We start from the raw sequence: 21,787 nt of genomic DNA, 5'->3' as shown, positions 1-21,787 counted from the left end.
TCTATTCCTCTTTTTCGAATTTTTTCTTCTTAGTCTTAACTAGTTTTTTCTCTGCTTCAGAAGCTAAAAATTGTGAATTTTTTAACCGTCAATTCCGAACTAAAACATAAAGCCCTGTTATCATTAAAATACCAAACAGCCCTCCACCAATGGATGAGCCAATCACTAAAATTTCTTGTTCTGTTAAAACATCACCTAAAACTCTAGGTGATTGGTTATTAGAAAAGATGCGGCTGTTGCCCCCAGTAAAACCATCAATGCGGAAGCGAATAACTTGATCATCCGGATCAACAGCTTTTTCATCATCATGCAGAATTTTAGTTTTCCGTGCTTGAGTGGTTGGGGTTCGGGAATTAGCATTTGTTTCATTAGTTAAATCATTTCAGTTTAAACTAACTTCAACAATAATATAATCATTGCCCCGTTCAACAATTTGAATGTTATTTTCAGATAGTAATTTAAAAATTTGTTCTGGCAAAGTATCAAACAAATTGTTTAAAACATCTTTGGGGGTTAGATCTACAACACTTGCTGGATCTTTAGCTAAAAATTCTGCACTTAAATTAATTAATGGAGTGAAGTTTAGTTCTAGTTTAGTTTTTAAAATTGTATTAATTTTAAAATTGGTAAATTTGTAACTAAATTGGTACTTCTCAATGTTATTGAACTTGGGGAAAATAATGGAAACAATTAATTCACCTAATCGATCATTAGCTGCATAGAAGAAAGTTGCTTCATCTAAAGGACTGGTAAATTGCTGACCATTATCAGGAATTCGAAAATTAAATAAATTACGAATTTCATCTAAAGTTAATTCACTTGCCAGTTTATTAGAATAAAGATGGCCTTGAAATGCAAAATTAGGATTTGGTCGTAAAGTTGCTTGTAATGCTTGGGGAACAATTGTTGTTTCAGAAGAAGGATAAAAATATTTTTGGAAAACTTTTTCTTTATCTTGGCCAAACTGAGCAAATTTAACTTGAGCTAAAATACTTTCAGTTTCTTTATTTGTGGTTGAGTTTTTGACTTTATTAACGCTTAATGAAACTTGAGCTCCTTCGTTTTTTAGCGAATCATATTTTGCATTGTATTTATCTAAAATATATTCAGAGCCAGTAAAGAATTGTGACACAAAACTTTTGGCCTGTTCGGTATCAACAAAATTATTTAAGTTAGCACTAGAAGGATCTAATCCCGCTATTTCTTGGAAAATACTTACCGTATTAGCTGGTGTTAAATTTGCATATTGTTCGGGTAATTTATCGTTTCATGAAAAGAATAATGATTCTCCCGTATCAACATTAGTTTGGAAACCTCGATAAATAATGATTTCAGGAGTTCCTTCTACTAAAGTACCATTTTCAGTTAAAGTTGTATAGTGAACTAGTAAGTTTAAAGTTCCGGCTCGATCATTGGGATAACCTTCGATTTTAGTAATACCAAAATGTGGTAAATCACCTAATTCTGTATCACCACTTTTTTTACCGTTAAATGTCAAATAGCCAATTGATCCGGTCGTATTATCACCTTGTGAAACTGTAATGGCTGTTGTATCTCCATATGTAGTACTTTTAATAATTTGACCATTAAATAAATCAACAAAATTAAATGGACGAGTTAATTTTTCTGGTTCAGCAGAAGTGGTGCCAGCAGATGAACTTGCTGATACAGTTGGTGTGTTTGAAGATGAAACAGAACTAGAAGATGACGGTGTTGTAGAAGGTGGGGTTGGTGCTGTAGCTGATGAAGTGGTTGTAACAGATGGAGTAGTAGAAGAAGGTGGAGTTTGATTTTTATTTGAATTTGTTTCTGGTTCTTTTGTGTATTCAACTATTGATTTACGATTAGCATTCACATTAAAGAATTGTGATGGTAACAAACTCTTTACCTGTTGACCAACATAATTAATTTCTAATTGACCACTCCCTGAATTCCAAACCGGTTGTTTAATTACTGCAGTTGTTAAAACTTGTTCAGGCAAATAATTAAATTTAATTCCATGATCAGGAATTGTTGCTCCATTAAATCCAAAAAAAGTTCGTTTTACCTCTTTAACAGAATTGCGGTATTTGCTATCCAACGTAATTGTTATGTCCAATTGGCCATTAGTTTCGTTGGCTTTTTTGGTTATTGTAAATTCTGGCACATCTCTGTTGTGAGTTGTATTGTCAAATGTTCTTAATACACTGACAAAATAATTTTTCACATCATCATCTGTAACAGCAGATGCGGTTTTTTTAGAATTACGAATTCAGTCATTAACTAATCGATCAGTTTTTCAAGCAAAAATGAATTCATTTTTTCTTAATGGAAATTGATCAGTTGGCAAATATCAAGTTGCATTATCTGTTTGAGCAGTAGTTTTTGCATCTACAGCTCTTTTAGCACGGGGAGCTGGAACTGGTGAAGTTGGTCCAGTTGTAGTAATTGCAATGTTTCCAGCTGGTGCTGCAGCAGCTGGTGGATTTGATTGTTGAGCAGGTACAGGAGCAGCAGGAGCAGGTGTAACTACTTCGGGTTCTTGGGGTTTAGTGTTGTATTTAGTTGGCGGTAAAATCACAGCCCGATACTGACTAATTTTGTCCAAATTAGTTGTACCGCGTTTGTAAGTTGTTCCATCAACTGTATATGTCTGTAAAGTTTGATAAACTTGGAAACCTAATACTCCTGCTAAATCATCAACTTCCGTGATTTCAATTCCTAAGGAATTTAAACTAGAAGTAGTTAACTCACCTAAACTAAAACTTAATTCTGAATTTAGACTGGTTTTTTCCACTGGTTGATAAGTTTTAACAGACCCTGTTTTCAGTTTTTCAAACTTATAACCCGAATTAGTTGCTGTGGGAGTGCCAGAAGTATTATTTGCACTTCCTTCTGGATTAATCACTAACAATTGTCTAATTTTGTCAGTTGTGATTTGCGAAGCCAACAATAAATTATCTTGATCCCAAGCATCTTTAGTCTCAGTTAAAGTAACTGAACTGGGTAAATAAATACTGGTAGTCACTCCAGTAGTACTACCACTTTGTCTCACGGCTTTCAATGTGTGACTTGGTAGATAATCTGCAAGTCTAACTCCATCAGAATAATGGTGTTTTAATGCTTGGGTTGTTTGGTGACTGGTTGTTTGTGATGCTAACTTGATTTCAGTCCCCATAACAGAAAGTGAAACCAACAAAATCGTAAAAATTCCTAGGAACTTAACTTTACGTTTCGTCATTCGGAGATCCAACTTAATTTTTAAAAAACTAAAAATTCGGGATGTGAACTTTTCAACTTTGAAGCTTAAAAACTATGTAATGATAATTTAAGCATATCAACCTGATTTGTGACAAATGCACAAATAATAGGCTATTTTATCATTTTTTAATTTAAATCAGGGTACTGATTACAGAAAAAACCCTTGAATAACAAGGATTATTCAAGGGTTGGAATGGTTAAAAAACTTAGATCAAACCAAGAAATGAAAATAAATTTATTAACGCAAATTTTGGGTTAATTGAATTGTTTGGTCTAGTTCTTTCATTTTTTGTTTTCGCTATAATTCAACATCCAAATTTGCTTTTAGTTGCTGACTAATTCGGTGTTTTAGTCTTCGTACTAAAATAAAATTACGGAATTTTAAAATTAATGGGAACAAAATAACAAAAACAAGTACGGTGATGATTACCAAAACTAAATTAATAAAACTAGTTTCACGAGTGCTTGTTTATAAAACTGGTTGAAATTCTTTTAAAATTGCGCTCAATTTTAGTATCTGTTAAATGAGCATTATTGCCATCTAATTGCATTGATAAATCATACATTAATAATTTTTCAGTGGTAGTTGTTTTCCCAAATGAAGTTGTTGTTGCTCTAGTTAATTGATTAGCTGTAGTGGCAATTAAATAAGTTTTATTTTAATACTTTCACAGCTTAAAAAAAGTTTGCTGATTAGCAAAAAATTCAAGATTAGTTTCAATTGGTGCATTAATACGATTACCATTTAATGAAAAACTATACGCAACCGCTTCAGTTGGTAGTGTATTATCTGCACTAAATTGTTGGGTAATAAACACTAATGCTCCGTTCAAAATAAAGGAATTGGTCACAACGATTTTATTGTTAGCATTAGCATTAATAAAACTAAGATCAGTGGCTGATAATCTCGCATTGGATAAATTATTCATAATTCGTCCAGCACGAATTAACATCACTAAAAATCCTTGTTGGATTTTATTACCCTGATTAATTCCAGTAGCTGAGGTTTGATTAACTATTGTGCTTTCATCAGTTAAAGCTTTATAAAATTGGGTTCGAGAAACAATTAGGGTTGGAGTTGTGCCATCATTTTGGATCTCAATATTATTAAACGGGCGTTCTTTATAATTAACATTGCCCGTATTGATCATGTCGACAATAACTCGTGCAGAATCAAAATAAACCGAGGTAGCTCCAGTGGTTTGGTTGATTTGAAAAATCACTGTATGTCCTTGATCATTGTCATGATTATTGGTTTGTGCAGCGATTGCTAAATAAAAATTTTGAGAACGAGCCGAGAAAACTACTTTATTAAAAATAATTTTAGTTGCCACTGTAGCACTAAGATGATTAGCAGATCGATCTGTTGTTAAAGCAGTTATTAGATTAGTTGCTTCTAAAGCCCAAACTACTTGATTTGTATTAGTATTTAAATAAACCAAACTATCAATTAATTGATCTGGTGTTACAGTGCCTGTAACAGAATCAACAGCAGTTTGTTTTTTAGCATATAACAATGAAAATTCTGAATTAGCAATGTTATATAAATTGTGAATGTTATAAGTGGTTAGTTTATTACCATTAACAAATTCTGGAGCAGGAAAGCGATAATTACTAACAGTAAAGTGAGTAGTTGCAGGTAAAAAAGTTGTTGGGGTTGCAGCTGCTTGTTGAATTTTTTTTGCATTGCCAGAATTTAAAGTTGTTTTTGATGGTTGATTAACAAATTGGATAGAAGAAAAAAACGGCAATACTCCAACCAACATCAAAAAAACTAATACAAATCATTTTTTCAATTTTTGAAAGTCATTTAAAAACCGTTGCACTGTTAATGCTCCTTTTGGAATAGGATCAAGAATTTGACAATATTTGTTGAGTATTTCTCTTAAACAAAAAAGTTATTAACTAAATTAAAAATGAGAGTTGATTTCTGAAAATCTAAAAATAATAATCATTATTTTTTGATGATTTTTAATTTGTCATTATTAGCTTTTAAACTGATATTTTGATTAATAAAAATGCATTGAAAATGTAATTTTTATCATTACAATTCTAAATTTTGACAAGTGTTGTAATTGTATCAGTTCCTAAAAAAAAAAAAAAAAGCGCCTTAGTATTGAATAATTTCTGGTGATAAATTTTGTGAAATTTTTAGTTGAATTGAATTTAATTTCCCTTTATTTTTTTAATAAACAACAAAAAAATACCCACAAAGTTTACGGGCTTTGTGGGTATTAAATGAGGATAAAAATAATGCTTAATTAAAAGTAATTTTAACGAATAGTGCGGGACATTTCAATGCTCTCATCCAATTCCATAATTTTTTTACGGCGAATCATTTCGTTTTCTAAATCAGATTGCAATTGGACACTAATTCTTCGTTTTACATTTCGAACCAAAATATAATTTCGCAAGCGAAGAATAATTGGCATCAATAAAATAAAGACAATTGCTGGTACAACTGTTGCAATCACTAAATTGATAATACTACCTTCACGAGTACTCAATCGAGAAGTTGTACGAAAACCATTTAATAGTGCGTTCGCATTAATCAATTCCACATAACCCTGTTCTTTTAAAGTCTCACGGGGAATAAACGAAGTATCAAAAGTCACTTCTCCGTTTTCACCGGTTGTGACGTCGGTTGCTGCGTGCTGAACTAAAGTTTGTTGTGCTAGTTGCTGGTTGGGTGTGCTAGAAATTTGGTTTTCACTTTCAGGTGTTCGGACAAAGAAAATTACTTCAGCTGTCCCCGCTGCTTCATCATAAATAAAGTAAATAATTTTGTGTAAGTTATTCAAGATTGTGCCAGTGAAACTAAAGTAACGTGACAAGATATCCGCATTAACTTGTGAAGGCAGTAAACCAGAACGAATTTCACTTAATTCCCGATCAGTTAAAGCATTGCGCACTAAGGGATTAAATTCACGCACTTGACGGTTAAATTCAGTGTTATCAATTTTAAATCCTGAAAAAGTTTGACCAAAACTAGTAATTCCTTCGGTAAAGTTTCAGTTATTAAACACCACATTAACTTCTAAAGTCCCTAATTGATCATTTGGTGAAAATTTAATATCTAAATCACTGGTTTCCACATTGCGGTATTTTTCAAACACAGTGGCAGAAATAAAAGCAAATAATTGAACGCGATTAATTACTGATAAATTTTGCACAATTCGCACATATTCAGTTGGCGATAATTGACTTGGAGGTAATTGGGCTTGGGGAATTTCTCCAGGTAATTCCAAATCTGGACTAGTTAAATCGTTGAAGGATTTTCAACTTAAAAAGTATTCGGTTTGATTAGTTTGAATGTTAGTTGAACGAGCAAATCCAGTGAAAATTTGATAAATCCGTTTACTGTTTACAACTTGAATTTCTTCACGTTTAGTAATTGGGTTTTGGACTTTTTCGATGAAATTAGGAAAGAATAAAGTTACTAACAATTCACCAGTTGTATCATTCGCTGCTAAAGTGGTACTAAATCCTGCTTGAACCGCATTCGCTGAAATATCAATCAAGCCACCTAAAACCCCATTAGTTTCGCTTAATTGGTTTTGATTCCGGATAATTAAATCAGATTGGGTCACTAAAGATGGTACTAAACTAAATAAGTTTTGTGAACCTTGAGGGTTGTACCGGGTTAAATAATCTTCACGATTAAGGAAAGTGACACTAAAAATATCTTCATCAGTTTTAGCTGTGCGGGCAAAATCAGTGAACGAATGAGAATATGAACGCACATTAGTACCAGGTAATGAATCTTTTAAAGTAATTTCTAAATCAAAAATGCCTAATAAATCCTGAGGTCGAGTTACTGTAATATCACTAATTGCCCGACGTACAGTGGATGAAGCATTGACTAAATTTCATTCATTAGTAATTAACCGAATTTTTTCTTCAACAGTTGCAGTGTTTTGAATTCGGGTAGCAATTGCGGTGGGTTGCATTAATTGGGTTGCTGCACTCTTGCTAGCAATTTCTTGAGAAGTATTGAAATAAAGCAAAATTGCTTCATTAATTTCTGGGGTTTGTTTGAAAACTGACAGGGTTTTTCAAGTAATGGAATTGCGGGTAACATTAATTAAATTAGGATCAGTTTTTTGGGGTAACTGAATATTGGGGTTGGTGAAGTTGAAGGTTAAAGTAACAACCGCTGTTCCAGTCACTTCATCAGGGAGAATTTGCACCGTTGGAGTTTGAGCTGCTAAGAAATTAGATAAGGTAATGAAGTTATTACGTAAATCTTCATACCTTAATTCACTCGGACTCATGCTGCGGAAACGCTCATTAATCCGATCAATCGCAAAGGGGTTAATTGTGTAATCTAAATCATTATCAGAAACCCCGATGGTAAAGTTATTAAAATTAAAAGTGTAAGTTTGGTTTCCCAGACGCACACTATTATTATTTTGGTTGACGTATAAAAAACCAACTGCTACAGTTAAAGTTAAAACACCAGTAGCATCATTCGAACTAAACTGTAACCGCACATTTTGGAAGCCGTTTGTCATTTTGTCAAAAATGTCAACGTTTTCAATTGTTAAAAACCGCGTAATTGCTGCACCGAAATTTTCAGTTCGGTTATAAAATTCAGCAACATTGGAAGCTAAAATGGTTTGGTTTTCAAACACGTTTCTTTTTTGTTCTAGTTTGGAAACACCATTGTACAAATAATAACTATGATGCCCCAAGAAAATGCGGGGACGGTTTGTTTCAGCATCTGCTTGATAAACTGTCCCATCCGTACTTAAATTACGTAAACGTTGGTAGACAAAAACATCAACTTCTTCAGAAAAATGGGTATCAGCAGCCGTAGCTTCTTTTTTTATAAAATCAAATTCCAATTTGGGATCAACCCCAATATATGCGGGCACATATTGTAGTAAGCTGCGTCAATTAGTTTGAAACGTAGTTTGAAATTGAGCAAAACTTTGAGTGAAATAATCAGCTCCGTTACTAATCTCTTTTTGATCCACAAATGAAATGGGAACAACTGCTTCTAAGCCTTCAGCTTTAGCTAAATTAGCAGCATATCCAACAAACCCACTGTTGTTATAAGCAATGATTCGTCCGTTTGATAAATAAATTAAATAATAATCGCGTCCACTTACTAATTGGTTAATTGTTGTGGCATTAGCTCCAGTGGTGTTATACATGTTGACTAATGCAACAACGTTAACAAAATTAAAATTAGCATCTAAAGCTAGCAGTTGTTGATTATTACTAATTGTTAAGTAGTTCACATTCAAACTTAATAACCGACTATTAGTAATTGGTACAATGCCTTTTAATTGTGAACCATCAAAATTCGGAATGGTTTTACTAATTTTGGTTGCAGTTAAATTAGCATTGTTAACTACTACTTGCATTCCCAATTCATACATTAGCAAATCACTGTTATTGGTTTGATTAGCTTGGGGTTGAGTGGGAATCGAAGTGGTTGTTAAATAAGTTTTACCCTTATTATTTCAGACGGTATAAGTAGTTAATTTATTGTTAATCACCTCTAAATTTTGGGGTAATGGTGTGTTGAACCGGTTTCCATTTAAAGAAAAACTATAAGCTACAGCTTTAGTAGGTAAAGTGGTGCCTGATTGGTGTTGGGTGATTAAAACTAAAGCATTATTCAGCAAGAAAGAGTTGGTAGCAATAATTTTAGCATTAGGATTATCTTCAATAAATTTCGTATCTTCTGCTGAAAAACCAGCATTTAATAAATTGTTTAAAATGCGTCCTTCAGACATTAACATCCCCACAAATTCTTGACGAATTTGCACCCCATCTTGAGCAGTACTGTTATCACTTAGGGTTTTATAGAATTGGGTTCTTAAAACAATTAAAGTAGGATTAGCACTATCGCGTTGAATTTCAATGTTGCTAAATGGTCGGGTTTTATAATCCACATTACCAGTATTAATCATATTAACACTCGTACGGGCTGAATCAAAATAAACTGTAATTCCCCCGTTATCGCGATTAATTTTAAAAATCACCGTATGACCTTGATCGTTTGTGTGTGTAGCTGTTTGCGCAGCAGTTGCTAAAAAGAAACTGTTAGTTGCTTGGGAAAAAACCACTTTGTTAAAAATAATTTTGGTTGCAACTGAGTTACTTGCTCCATTTGCTGAGCGGTTGGTGGTTAAATTACTAATTAAATCATCCTTAGTTACAGCTCAAGTCACAGCATTATCAGCTTGATTTAGATAAACCAAACTATCAATCACTTGATCTGGAGTCGCATTAGTGTTCAAACTACTGGTTACAGCACTAGTTTTTCTCGCATACAATAATGAAAACCCAGTGTTCCCAACATTATAAAGATTACGCACATTATAAGTACTTAATCCGGTTCCTCCCGCAAATTCTACAGTGGGAAAATGAAAGTCATTAACGGTGTATGAAGAAGATGGCACACTAACTGCATCAACTTGGAAATGTTTAGATTGTCCCATTAAAGCCGGTGGATTAGATGGCATTCTACCCCAATGACCCATTAAACCCAACATAGGAATAAGTGCTAATAAAACAAAAATTTTAGCGCCAATGATTTTTTTAAACCATTTGATTCAGTTATAAAATTGTTGCATAATTATGCACCTCCCTTCGTTTTATTTTTCTGTTGGCGATTGACTGGAGGAGTGTCATCAGACTTCAAAAATTCTGAACGACGTAACCGGAGGTTGCGCACTAAAACATAAAGTCCAGTTAAAACAATAATTGTGAATAAGCCACTGCCAATTGCTGCCCCAACAATGATAATTTGATTATGGTTTAATACATCATCAGGTACTTTAGGTGATTGGTTATTGGCGAGTAAAGCATTGGTGCCACCAATAAATCCATCAATCCGAAACCGAATCACTTGGTCAAAAGGATTTGCAGGTGTTTCATCTTCATGCAAAATTTTTCTAGTTGCACTTTGTTGCTGAGCAGGATTGCTAGGGCCAACATTAATTGCTTGGTTGGTTAAATCATTTCAGTTCACATTTACTTCCACAATAACATAATCTGTACCCCGTTCAACAATGCGAATGTTGTTTTCAGACAGTAGTTTAAAAATTTGTTCTGGCAAATTATTAAACAAATTATCTAAAATATCTTTAGGAGTCAAACTAACAATACTGGTTGGATCACGTGACAAAAAATCCGCACTCAAATTAATTAATGGAGTGAAGTTTAGTTCTAATTTGGTTCGTAAAATATCATTAATTTTGAAGTTATTAAACTTATAACTAAATTGATATTGTTCAATATTATTGAATTTGGGAAAGATAATGGAAACTGATAATTCACCTAATCGATCATTAGCCGCATAGAAAAAAGTGGCATCGCTTAAAGAACTAGTATAAGGCGATCCCCCCTCAGGAATCCGGAAATTAAATAAGTTTTTAATTTCATCTAGAGTTAATTCACTTGCTAACTTACTAGAATAAATATGGCCCCGGAAAGAGAAGTTGGGATTTGGTCGTAAAGTTGCTTGTAAAGAAATTGGCACTAAAGTATTGGTAGAATTTGGTTCAAAAATTTTAGTGAAAACTTGTTCAGCAATTTGGCCAAACTGGGCAAACTTAATTTGTACTTGTAAATTAGAAGTACGTAAACTGGGATTAACTGGATCAGTGGTAGTAGAAATGCTTAATGAAACTTGAGCACCTGTTCGTGCAGCTAAGTTGTACCGTTCATTATATTTTTTGAAGACATATTCAGAACCAGTGAAAAATTGGGTAACAAAATTTTTAGCTTGTTCATTATCGACATAATTAGTTAAACTCGGATTGACACTTTGACTTCCCGCTGCTTCTTGAAAAATATTAACTGTATCTGCAGCTGTTAAGTTGGCATATTGTTCAGGAATTTTTTCGTTTCAAGCAAAATATAAAGATTCTCCCGTATCAATATTGGTGCGAAATCCGCTGTAAGTTAGAATTTGTGGAGTCCCCTCAATTAAGGTTCCATTTTCAGATAAGGCACTAAAATAAACTAATAAATTTAAAGTCCCTGCTCGATCATTTGGATAACCTTCAACTTTGGTAATCTCAAATTTATCCAAATCGGCCAGATTGCCCTCACCACTTTTTTCACCATTAAAAGTTAAATAACCAATTGATCCAGTTTGATTTGCTCCCTCAGTGACTGAAATTGCGGGAGTATTACCATTTTGGGGTGATTTAATTTCTACCCCATTGAATAAATCTAAAAAATTATATTTGCGGTTAATTTTAGCTGGCTTGGAATTATCATCAGTTTTCTCGGGATTATCAACCTCGATCATGATGTTTCTAGTTGCGTTAACATTATAAAATTCAGAAGGTAATAATTGGTTTACCTGCTGGTTTAAATAGTTCACTTCATTGCGTCCCGACCCAGAATTTCACACCGGTTGTCGAATGATGGAGTTAATTAAAATTTGTTCAGATAAAGTATTTAAAACAGTTCCCGCACCTCGGGTAACTGTGGTGCCAGTAAAACCAAAAAAGGTTCGAGTGATACTTTTATTAGAATTGCCATAACCAGCAGGCAGTTGGATATTGATGATTAATTGACCATTACCATCATTTGCAGTTTTGTTAATAGTGTATTGGGGAGCATTATCTAAAGTAGAATTGTCTACTGTTCTTAGTACGCTAACAAAATAACGTTGAATTTCGTCATCACTAACTGTAGAGGCCCGTTTGTTACTATTCCGAATTCAGTCATTAATTAACTGGTCACTCTTTCATCCGAAAATGTATTGGTTCTTTTTTAGTGGGAATAAATCTGGTAAAGTTCAAAGGGTTGAATCAACTGTAACTGGAGTTGGTTGTTGCTGTTGTTGATTAGTTTGACTTGTATCTGCACCATCTTGTTGATCTCGAGTTGATGTGGCCGGTGCTGGAGTAGGTTTTGGTTGGTAATTAGTTGGCGGTAAAATTAGGGCTCGATAACTACTAATTGAATTAGTAGCTTGAGGATCACGTAAATAAGTTCCATCTCTAATCGTGTAAGTTTGTAAAGTTTCATAAACCCGAAAACTTAATGTTCCGTTTAAATCATCAGCTTCAACAATTTCAATTCCCGCTGAATTAAAATTAGACTGACTGATCTGACCCAAATCATATGTAGTTTGGGTTTTTAACGCATCGTTTTGAATTTCATCGTAAGTACCAGGATTATTAGTATTAATTTTTTGAAACTTATAACCCGAAGTAGTCGCTGTAGCTGTGCCATCAGCGGAATTTTGTGGCACAATTGTTAAAATTGAGCGTAATTTCTCAGCAGTAACTTGAGAGGGTAGAACTAAATCATTCTGGTTTCAAGTATCTTTATCCGTGGTAAACGTTAGCGAACTAGGACGATAAATATGAGTTCCGGTTTCGGCTGCGTCAACCACAGTAGCATCAGTATGATGTACTGTACGCAATCCAGAATGGTGAGCGATTAAAGCGGGAGACGGATTTATCAAAAGTTTAGCGCCAAGTCCTATGGTTGAAAGGGTTGCTAAAAGCGCAAAAAAAACTTTGATAAGCTTAACTTTACGTTGAGTCATCTAAAAACACAATTTCACCGAGCCATTTCTTAGTTCAAGAAATCTCTTAGTGATCCATCTAATTAACAATTGGGAATAAAATCCAAATTATTAATTTTTTCTTATAAATAATTTGCTGTAAATATAAAAATTAAGTTTGGTCTAAAAGCCCAAACTTAAATTAACGCTATTTTATCATTTACAAACCTAAAATTGCGCGTAAATTGCCTTTTAAACCGGAAATAAAGTGGGAGAAAACGCCAAAATGGGTTGTCAAATATTTTTTAATTCAACCTAATTGTTGTCTTATTTTATTGACTAAAAAACAAAAACAGGCGTTTAAGCCTGTTTTTTAAGAAATGCAATTGGGATAACTAATAAATCTAGAACTAAATTACATTAGTCACAACTAAAATCATGATGATTAAGGCTACTAGCGCCACTAAAGAAGTGCTGGCCATAATCATTCAGCGTTGTTGATCATTTAGTTTGTTGGGTTTTTTATCAACATTATGTCCATAATCATGGGGTAAAACAGGGGTTGGTTCACGATTAGCGGGATTAATAGCTTCTTTAATTTTGTTAATTTCAAGTTTAGTTTTTTTCAATCGTGCCATGATGATCCGGTTTAATTATCAGTTTCTTCGTGACTAACTGTTGATTCGTCCCCTAAAACTTCGGTTGGTTCAAGCACATGAACTTCAGAAGAAGTTTCTAAAACTAATTCAGCAGAATTCAATAATTCTACTTTCGGATCATTCAGTTTATTTAAACTCACTTGGCTGCGTTTTTTTAATGAACTCAATAATTTAGGGTTCAAAACTAAACCATTGAAAACCAATTTTTGATTTGGATTAAAGCCATCTGGATCTTGTTTTTCACTGCGGCGTTTCCGAATTTCATCAGCTCGAGCGCTTATTTCGTCACTGGAAAAAATTTGGGGATGATCATTACGATATTCAATGAAAGCTGGCTCTAATTGTTCAATTAATAATTCGTTTTCTTGTTTTAAACTTTTCTTCAAAAAACTAATGCGTTTTTGGTTGTCAAGAATTAAAGCATCCAAATCAGCCTGTAATTTGTGCGCATCATCGTTATAACGATCTTTGTCTGCCAACATTGATTTAATTTGGTGGGTATTGTTATAAATTTCAGTGAATGCTTTTTGGGATTGAACCTCTTGGAAAGAAGTATCTGCCATTTTTTGAAATAAACTGCGTTTAGCAGTTTGATTGTGAATTTCAACCTCTACTTTAACATTTTTGTTTAAAGTTTGGGCGATTTTATTGATGTTATGAGCATCATAACTACTAAATTTATCAGTGATGCTAAATTTAAAATCTTTTTTAGGGGTGTAACTAGCATCTTTAGTATGTTTTAAAATAATTTTTTTACGCATTTGGGCGACATCAATCCTTGTTATGAAATGCATTTAAGTTCGGTTTTCAAGCAATAAAATCCCGAAAAACCCGACATTTCCTTTAATTTTACCTGTTATTAATTAAAACTTAGAAATATTTTTTGTGAAGTTGGGATTTTATCTAGCAAAAATAATTTTTTTGTGATTACAAGATTGTTTTATCGTATATCATATAAATTGGATTTATTTTTTTATAAATCCACCTTTTCAATTGTTGTTAATCTATCAAACACAAGGAAATAAGTCCATATAAATGGCAATTAAATATGTTTGGCGCGTAGATAGCCGAACACCTGAAGAAATTTTTCAACATGGGTTTTCTGGTCGGGGCAGTGATCGGAATTTTTTTCGTCATATTTTAGGCACTGGATTTCGAAATGACTTTTTTATTTCAACTTCAGAAACTCCTACCGCAGCCATCCGGTTTTTTGGCAGTTGGTTAAGATCACCATCACCTGAAACCGGTAGAACTGCGTATTTGTACCAAATTCGCGCTGATGAGCGAGTTTATAATGCCCGGAGAACGGGTGAGAATTTATATGATTTGGTTATGAGTAACCAAATTGTTCATGAATCTGGTGACCGAGGTCGGGCAACAGTTGCCTTAGATTTTTTACGGACCAGTTTTGCTTACCAACGCGAATGATTTTCAGACGGCCCCATTAATGGTAACCAAGTCCGTTCAGCCTGACGTTTAGATACTGTTTCGATTGATCCAGATCATATTCATCATCCGGTTGGTCGGGTAGTGGAATCAACCCGAATCAACGATCCAGAAATTATGAATGACCGCTATGTTGATGCTGAAACTACAGTAAACGAAGAACCATGATTACCAACCAATCCAGCACAAATGGCTACACTGCTAACCCCGCCAACTGAAGCTGCAATCGCTGATGTTTCTGGCGGGGTAAGTAGTTCGCTTGCTTTTGCTTGTCCTAGTTCAAAAACAGCCGGAACCGCCCGGTTACGACGATCCACTAACCGAAAGGATCCGGACTATGATGAATGTATTGCCGAAACGATTGATTGCTATACCAATCTTTCTAGAATCCCTTCTTTTGCTCCGAGTATGGATGAGATGGGTAAAACCGAAATCTTTCTTGTGAACCGAGACGAAAGTAAAACTTTTCGGTTATCAGGAGTTTTAGGTCCCAACCAAAAAGTATATTTAACCGAAAACAGTAGCACTGCTAAAACTCCACCACTTTACTTCTTTCATGATTCTTATGGTCGGATTGTTGCGGGAACATTGATTAATGATTCTTATTTTGAATTTGCCCTAACCTTAGTTCCAACTTCAATTGCTGGACAATTTCAAATCAAATTACAACTAGCAGTTACTAATGAACCATTGCAAAATTGACTTGTTTAACCTGCAGATTTAAAACGCATGAGCTATCGTGTGTCCCCCCAAACTGTTGGCGGATCTGATATGGCCTTATATTATGATCCATCCAAGCCTCTAGATGTTTATAACCTATTTGTTGCTCCTGTTAAAAATCATCCCGCATCATGACAACCATTAGTCATTAAAGTTGGAAATGATCGTACTAATTTATCTTTTATTACCACTCGAGCTAGTGCAACTCATTTTGTCGATTTACGCATGCGGTGGTTTCTTGGGGGTTATTACTACAAACCCTTATTAAGTGGTTGATCTAGCGTTGGTTCGCCTCCGCCTTATACAATTATTTATGATTATCGAACTTGTAAAATTTTCTGATTTACTGAAAAGAAAGAAATTTTTTGCTTACGTAATAAACGCGATTTTCGTTACAACAGTTGGGACTGGGTTCAGTGGGTTAAAAAACCCGATTTATCCGAAGATAACATTGAATATAAATGGTTTTTCTCCTATAAAAATTTAACTGTTTCCAGTTTTTTAGAACTAAATTACCGTCATATCCGTTCATTTAAAAATGGTGACTGATTAAAGGTAACTGCTAATGGGCCCCGGTGGGGAGCGTGATACACCACTCATTATGAAAATGATTATAATTCCATCACGCGATTTGATTTGAAAAAAGGTTTTGACGAATAATGAATGGGTTTTAAGTACCTTTTTCTAAAAACAAATTATTCTTAATTTAATTCAAAACCTTCAAACAAAACAAAAACAACAAAGTCTGGAAGGACTTTGTTGTTTTTTTGATTAATAACTAAATTAGATTAACGAATATTACGTCATCGCATTAATAATGATAATAAATAAGCAACATCAAGTAATTGGATGAAAATGGTAAAAGCAAAAAATAAACTTCAGTTGTTAACTGCATGCGGATCTGCATAGTCAATCACAGCCGCAATTTTGCGAAATTTAAAAAAACTCACAATTGGCATTAATAAAACCACAACTCCAAAAAGCACCATGAATAATAATCCTGCATAAGGAGAAAATCTATTGCCCAGATTACCTGCAAAAAATCATAAAATAAAGTATGAAATGAAAAGCACAATCATAATTGTTTGGGAAATAACAATTATTCGGGATAAATTTTGTGCTGTTTTATTACGTTTAATAAAGAAACGACCAATTGCAGCTGGAACTAAATAAACTAATCAGCTTCCAGCAAACACAATTAAAGTGTTTCGCGCAGTTAAATTAAAAATTGCTCCATAAGTTAAACCAAGTATATTATTTTGGTTGACAACATAAACTAAATCAATTGCTGTTGCAAAAGATAAAGCCAAAGAAATCAATAATAAATAAGCAGCGCCTAATAAAAGAAAACTTCAAACAATAGTGTTTCTGCTAGCATATTCAACATCATTTGATCATTTTCGATAAAAAGCATGACCAGCAAAAAGGGGTACAAAAGCAAGCAATCAAGCAAAAGACTGTAAACTGCCAAACCCATTGTTACTACCAGCTAGTCGAACAATTAAAATTCCAAAACCCCAAGTGGTAAACAAAGCAAGAATACCAAATACCAAAAACATTAATGAAGCTTTGAAAAAACTTTTAAGAATAAAGTTACTTGAAGCAGAATTCAGTTGGGCGTGAAAATGACGTTTCACATCTCATCCAGAACTGCTAAAGTCATTTGGTGAAGGATAGTTCATAAAATGATTTTCCTTTCATAATTCGTGATAACGAAGATATCCGAATTATAGCACGAAACCACAAACTCTGTGGTGAATCAACTGATTACAGCGTTCAGGTTAAAAAATATTTTTGTTTTTATTGCAAAATAATTAACAATAACTTAAACTTCGAACTTGATTATCGGCTGCTTTTTTAGTGTTTAAGTAGTGACATAAATTATTAGTAGAAACTGGTGCTTCCGCTGTTTTTGTGTTAGATCCATTAATCAGATCATATTGTTTCCCAACAACAAAACGAGTGAAATAAGTTAAATCACCAGTTGAACGATAACCCCGAGTTCGATTCAAAGATAAATCAGTTGTATTTATTGCACTTAATTGAAAACGAGAATTAAGTGGTTTGTCTGGATAATAATTTAAAAAAATGGAACCAGTTAATCCCGAAGTGCTCTGTAAATTGTGACCATAAAATTCATTCGCTGGATTGTAAAAAGTTTCTCAAGCAGAACCTGAATTTGTTGTTCGGACATTCAGTAAAGACCCATCCACTCCTGTTGTTTTAGAATCTAAAACCAAATTAGTAGTTGATCATCCATTCACTTCTAAATTTAGAGTTGATACTTGCTGATTATTTCCAATTTGGGGAAAAGCAACTAAATATCCTTTCCCATCAGTTTCAGCATTAAACAAAGTATCATTTTCAGTTTCAGCCACATTTTTTTGCAAGTAGTCCAAATAATTAGTCATTCCTAAATTTTCTTCATTTTTTGCCTTATTATAAGCTTGACTAAAATTTAGTTTAATGACTGAAAAATTTAATGCAAATTTTTTATTGTCATAAGATTCAGCTTCGCCCGAATGGTCTTGCTGACTAAAAGTTGAACCCCTTCGAGTTGAAGACGGTGATGGTGATGATTTAGTTTGATCTGATGGTGTAGTAGTTGGAGTAGGGTCTGATTCAGTGGCGGCTGGTGTTTCACTTGAAGATGCTGTTAAAACACTTGCGGTCGTTACTGATTCAGCTGGTTGATTTTGTTGACTTTGACCAGAATTTCTGTCAGTATTATCTTCTTCGTATTTAAAATATTGGTAAAAATTAGTTTTGAAATTAGTAGCATTTCAATGTAATTCATCCGCAGTAAAACTAACTGGGTAATAATTCGAAACATTTCGACCTAAACGTTGTCATGATCGAACTGATTCATTATTTAAACCTAACAAATTATTTTCTCCAGGCAATTCATAATCTGCTAAAAATTTTTGGAAAAAAGGACTGTAACTAAATTCAAAAAAATTGCCAGTGGTTGTGTTTTTTCAAAAGGTATTGGCCAAACTAGTACTGGTTAAAACATAATAACTACGGTCCTGATTTTTGACAGTAGCTTGGTTAGCTGCGCCTAAAATTCAACCAGTCCCATAATTAATTGTTGGAGTTGTTACAGTTGCTGATGGTGAACTTGGTGCCCGAGTAACTAAACTAATTGCTCGAGAATTAATGTATTTAAAAACTTCTAAATTTTTTTGATAATCGGGCAAACGATAAAGATTATTGCGTACATCATGAGTGCGAATCTGGTTTTGAACTCCATTCCAACTTGTAGTTCTTGTAGCTGGAGCATTAAAAACCTCTGGAGCTTTTTCTCCAGTCTCAGTGCCATCATTATTGTGAGATGGATCAGTTCATCCATCATCATTTTCAAATTTAGAATCAGCGAATGGGTCAACTCCCTGGGAGCAAGCTGTTAAAATTAGTCCGCTTAAGCTGACTATTGTAACAAAGCGCTTTCAAAATCGCATGTTTAAACTGGTCCATGTAATATAAACAACGTTCTAGAGAACCCAATTTTAACTATATGTTGATTATAATTGAAAACTAGAGCTTCTTGTGGCAAAATTATTTTCGAATAGTTTTTTAATTATTTGGGAATAATTTCATTACTCAAGTTGTGCAAATCACATGTCAAAACTAAATTAATTCGAATAAAATTATACTAACTGCTTTGTCTTCAATAATTATGACCGATCATAACGAGGTGTTCTTATGCATCAAAAACCAACCTTAATTATGAATGGTCGGATTGCTGGACAGGCCTGGTTGGCTGAAACCAAGCAAAAAATTAGCCAGTTGTCTACCCCGCCTAAACTTGTAATTATTCAAGTGGGGAATCATCCTGCTTCAACTGTTTATATTCAAAAAAAAATGACTGCAGCAGCCGAAGTGGGCGCAATTGTGCAGCACATTCAATTAGCTGAAGCTATTAGTCAAGTGGAATTAGTTAATTTAATTAACCAATTCCAAACTGAACAAACTCATGATGGCATTTTAGTCCAACTTCCTCTACCCAATCACATTAATGAAGAAGTAATTTTAAAAACTTTAAAAGCCGAATTTGATGTTGATGGGTTAAGTTGAGAAACAACTGCACAAACTTGAATGGCCAAGAAGTTTGATCCTTTAGCACATGTATTACCTTGCACCCCCAAAGGGGTTATTCGTTTATTACAACATTATGGTGTGAGTTGTGCCAGCAAAAATGTGGTTATTATCAACCGTAGTAATATTGTGGGCAAGCCCCTTGCTGCCATGTTGATGGCTTTAGATGCAACTGTTACTTTATGTCATTCCCGAACTCCCAATATTTCCGCGCACACTTTAGCTGCTGATTTAGTCATTAGTGCGGTTGGGCGTCCTAATTTTATTCAACCCGAGCAAATTGCTACTGCAGCTTATGTTATTGATGTTTCAATTAATTTTGATGCTGAAAATAAAATTGTTGGTGATGTCCCAAAAAAAAGTTTATTAAATAAATGTGCTGGTTATTCACCTGTTCCAAGCGGAGTAGGACCAATGACTGTCGCTGCAATTTTTGATAATTTATATTTACTAGCTAAAAAGAAAGAAGAGCAAAAATGCCCAAAATAATTTTACGTTCTCGCGAAGCTCGCGATAAGATCTTAAGTGGTCTAAACTTAGTTGCTGATATTATTGCTGCCACTGCTGGACCCCAAGGTCGCAATGTCATTTTGCAACAAAAAAATTTATTAGTCCCTTTAATCATTAATGATGGAGTTACAATTGCTAAAGACATTAGTTTAATTGATCCATTTGAAAACATTGGTGCAGCCATGGTTCAAGAAGTGGCTAATACAACTAACCAAGATGCAGGTGATGGTACCACTACTGCCACCATTTTGTTACAAGCTTTAGTTAATCTCGCCTTTGAAAATATTGAAGATTACCGTGATCCAATCACTTTAAAAAAAGAAATTGCTGAAGCTGCACAAATTGCTGTTGGTTATCTTAAAGAATTAATTAAAAAAATTAAGCATAACGAAGAAATCATCTCAGTTGCAACAATTGCTTCGGCTAATCCAACTTTAGCCCGATTAATTGGTAAAGCTTATGAAATTGTTGGTAATGATGGCATCATTAAAATTGAAACTGCGCAAACATTTGAGTCTAGTTTAGAAGTAAATAAGGGTTTTGAGTTTAATGGGGGGTATTTATCTCGGTACATGTTAACTGATTTAAACCAGCCTGAAATTAATTGATATGATGTGAAAATCTTAGTTTATAACGAGAAATTTCACAACTTAAAAGCGATCTTTAAAATTCTAGAAGAATGTTCTCGTACTAAAACCAAATTAGTCCTAATTGCCCAAAGTTTCAGTGATGAAATCATTGCAGTTTTAGCAATGAACAAAATGAAAAACATCTTAGATGTCATCGCAATTAAACCAGTTAATTACTTTTCTGATACCCAATTAATTCTGGATGATTTAGCTGTAATCATTGGTCAAAAACCAGTTTATTTAGAAACTGAATTAACCCAATTAAGTTTAGATGACTTAGTTATTGTGAACCAAATTAAAATTACTAAAGATCAAACAACAATTATTCATCAATTAGCCGACGAATCTGGATACCATACTTACTTACAAAAATTAGTCAATCAGCAACAACAATTAAGTCCTAAAACCCGCGAGTATGATGATTTGCAAAATCGCATTGCTGCTTTACAAGCTAAAATTGCCATGATTAAAATTGGCGGACAAACCGAAGTCGAGCAACAAGAGAAAAAATACCGCATCGAAGATGCTTTAAATGCCACCCAACATGCCATTAAAAATGGGGTTGTTCCTGGAGCCGGGATGAGTTTGTTTTATGTTGCCTACCAATTAAGTCAAGCTTATCCCAAACCTAATGGGGGAACTGAAATTTTAATTCGTGCTCTAAAAACTCCGGCTTTACAAATTTTGGCTAATGCTGGAGTAGGATCACAAACCAAACGCTTGTGACGAGAAGATCGGTATGATGATCAAGAATTAATTCAAAAACTAACTTCGCTTGAACCTTGAATTTATTTAAATCACGAAACTAACAAAATCACTGATGCTTGAAGTGCAGGTATCTTTGATCCTTACACTGTAGTTTTAACTGCTTTAACTAAAGCAGTTAGTGTGGCCACAACCTTAATGACCACTGAAGCAGTGGTGGTTGAAGCCGTGGAAAAACAACGCTTTGTTTTCCCTGATATTCGTTAATTTTTAACTTCTATTCATTTATTAAT

Annotated in this window: 12 protein-coding genes; 4 read left to right on the top strand and 8 right to left on the bottom strand. The window is 33.9% G+C overall.

Annotation, left to right across the window (positions count from 1 at the left end; all coding sequences use genetic code 4):
* Position 1: 1 nt before the first annotated feature.
* The 6 genes from NPA10_RS00890 to NPA10_RS00865 form a co-directional block, all read right to left on the bottom strand.
* Positions 2 to 3,220 (bottom strand): lipoprotein 17-related variable surface protein, encoded by a 3,219-nt coding sequence (locus NPA10_RS00890; protein WP_256547664.1) that lies wholly within the window; start codon positions 3,218 to 3,220, stop codon positions 2 to 4.
* 679 nt (positions 3,221 to 3,899) lie between these two features.
* Positions 3,900 to 5,066 carry a hypothetical protein gene (locus NPA10_RS00885; protein WP_256547663.1) on the bottom strand — a complete coding sequence of 389 codons (1,167 nt, stop codon included), beginning with the start codon at positions 5,064 to 5,066 and terminating at the stop codon, positions 3,900 to 3,902.
* Between the two features lie 447 nt (positions 5,067 to 5,513).
* Entirely contained in the window at positions 5,514 to 9,830 is a 4,317-nt protein-coding gene (locus tag NPA10_RS00880) for a hypothetical protein (protein WP_256547662.1), read from the bottom strand.
* Between the two features lie 2 nt (positions 9,831 to 9,832).
* Complete coding sequence (locus NPA10_RS00875; protein WP_256547661.1) at positions 9,833 to 12,769, bottom strand: lipoprotein 17-related variable surface protein; 2,937 nt, start codon at positions 12,767 to 12,769, stop codon at positions 9,833 to 9,835.
* Between the two features lie 368 nt (positions 12,770 to 13,137).
* A complete protein-coding gene (locus NPA10_RS00870) occupies positions 13,138 to 13,365 on the bottom strand; it encodes a hypothetical protein (RefSeq protein ID WP_256547660.1) in 228 nt (75 codons plus the stop codon).
* A gap of 11 nt (positions 13,366 to 13,376) precedes the next feature.
* The gene (locus NPA10_RS00865) at positions 13,377 to 14,147 is read right to left on the bottom strand and encodes a hypothetical protein (protein ID WP_256547659.1); all 771 of its coding nucleotides are present in this window, start codon (positions 14,145 to 14,147) and stop codon (positions 13,377 to 13,379) included.
* A 274-nt stretch (positions 14,148 to 14,421) separates the two neighbouring features.
* On the opposite strand from NPA10_RS00865, the gene NPA10_RS00860 reads away from it, so the two are divergent.
* Complete coding sequence (locus NPA10_RS00860; RefSeq protein WP_256547658.1) at positions 14,422 to 15,543, top strand: hypothetical protein; 1,122 nt, start codon at positions 14,422 to 14,424, stop codon at positions 15,541 to 15,543.
* Between the two features lie 18 nt (positions 15,544 to 15,561).
* Positions 15,562 to 16,212, top strand: a complete 651-nt coding sequence (locus NPA10_RS00855) for a hypothetical protein (RefSeq protein WP_256547657.1) — start codon at positions 15,562 to 15,564, stop codon at positions 16,210 to 16,212.
* Between the two features lie 128 nt (positions 16,213 to 16,340).
* Here the strand turns inward: NPA10_RS00855 and NPA10_RS00850 are convergent, their stop codons facing one another.
* Together NPA10_RS00850 and NPA10_RS00845 are read right to left on the bottom strand one after the other, a co-directional pair.
* A complete protein-coding gene (locus NPA10_RS00850; RefSeq protein ID WP_256547656.1) occupies positions 16,341 to 17,234 on the bottom strand; it encodes a hypothetical protein in 894 nt (297 codons plus the stop codon).
* 132 nt (positions 17,235 to 17,366) lie between these two features.
* Positions 17,367 to 19,013 (bottom strand): hypothetical protein, encoded by a 1,647-nt coding sequence (locus NPA10_RS00845; RefSeq protein ID WP_256547655.1) that lies wholly within the window; start codon positions 19,011 to 19,013, stop codon positions 17,367 to 17,369.
* A 244-nt stretch (positions 19,014 to 19,257) separates the two neighbouring features.
* Here NPA10_RS00845 and NPA10_RS00840 point away from each other — a divergent pair, with 244 nt between their 5' ends.
* Both NPA10_RS00840 and groEL read left to right on the top strand, forming a co-directional pair.
* Positions 19,258 to 20,139: a bifunctional 5,10-methylenetetrahydrofolate dehydrogenase/5,10-methenyltetrahydrofolate cyclohydrolase gene (locus NPA10_RS00840; protein WP_256547654.1), complete on the top strand. Its 882-nt coding sequence runs from the start codon at positions 19,258 to 19,260 to the stop codon at positions 20,137 to 20,139.
* Positions 20,127 to 21,761 (top strand): chaperonin GroEL, encoded by a 1,635-nt coding sequence (gene groEL, locus NPA10_RS00835; protein ID WP_256547653.1) that lies wholly within the window; start codon positions 20,127 to 20,129, stop codon positions 21,759 to 21,761. The genes NPA10_RS00840 and groEL overlap by 13 nt, the downstream gene beginning before the upstream one ends.
* Positions 21,762 to 21,787: the final 26 nt, after the last annotated feature.

This window comes from Mycoplasmoides fastidiosum, from assembly GCF_024498275.1.
Lineage (GTDB): Bacteria > Bacillota_I > Bacilli_A > Mycoplasmatales > Mycoplasmoidaceae > Mycoplasma_N > Mycoplasma_N fastidiosum.
The sequence above is the reverse complement of the archived record's forward strand: the minus strand, read 5'-3'. Positions and strand labels throughout refer to the sequence as shown.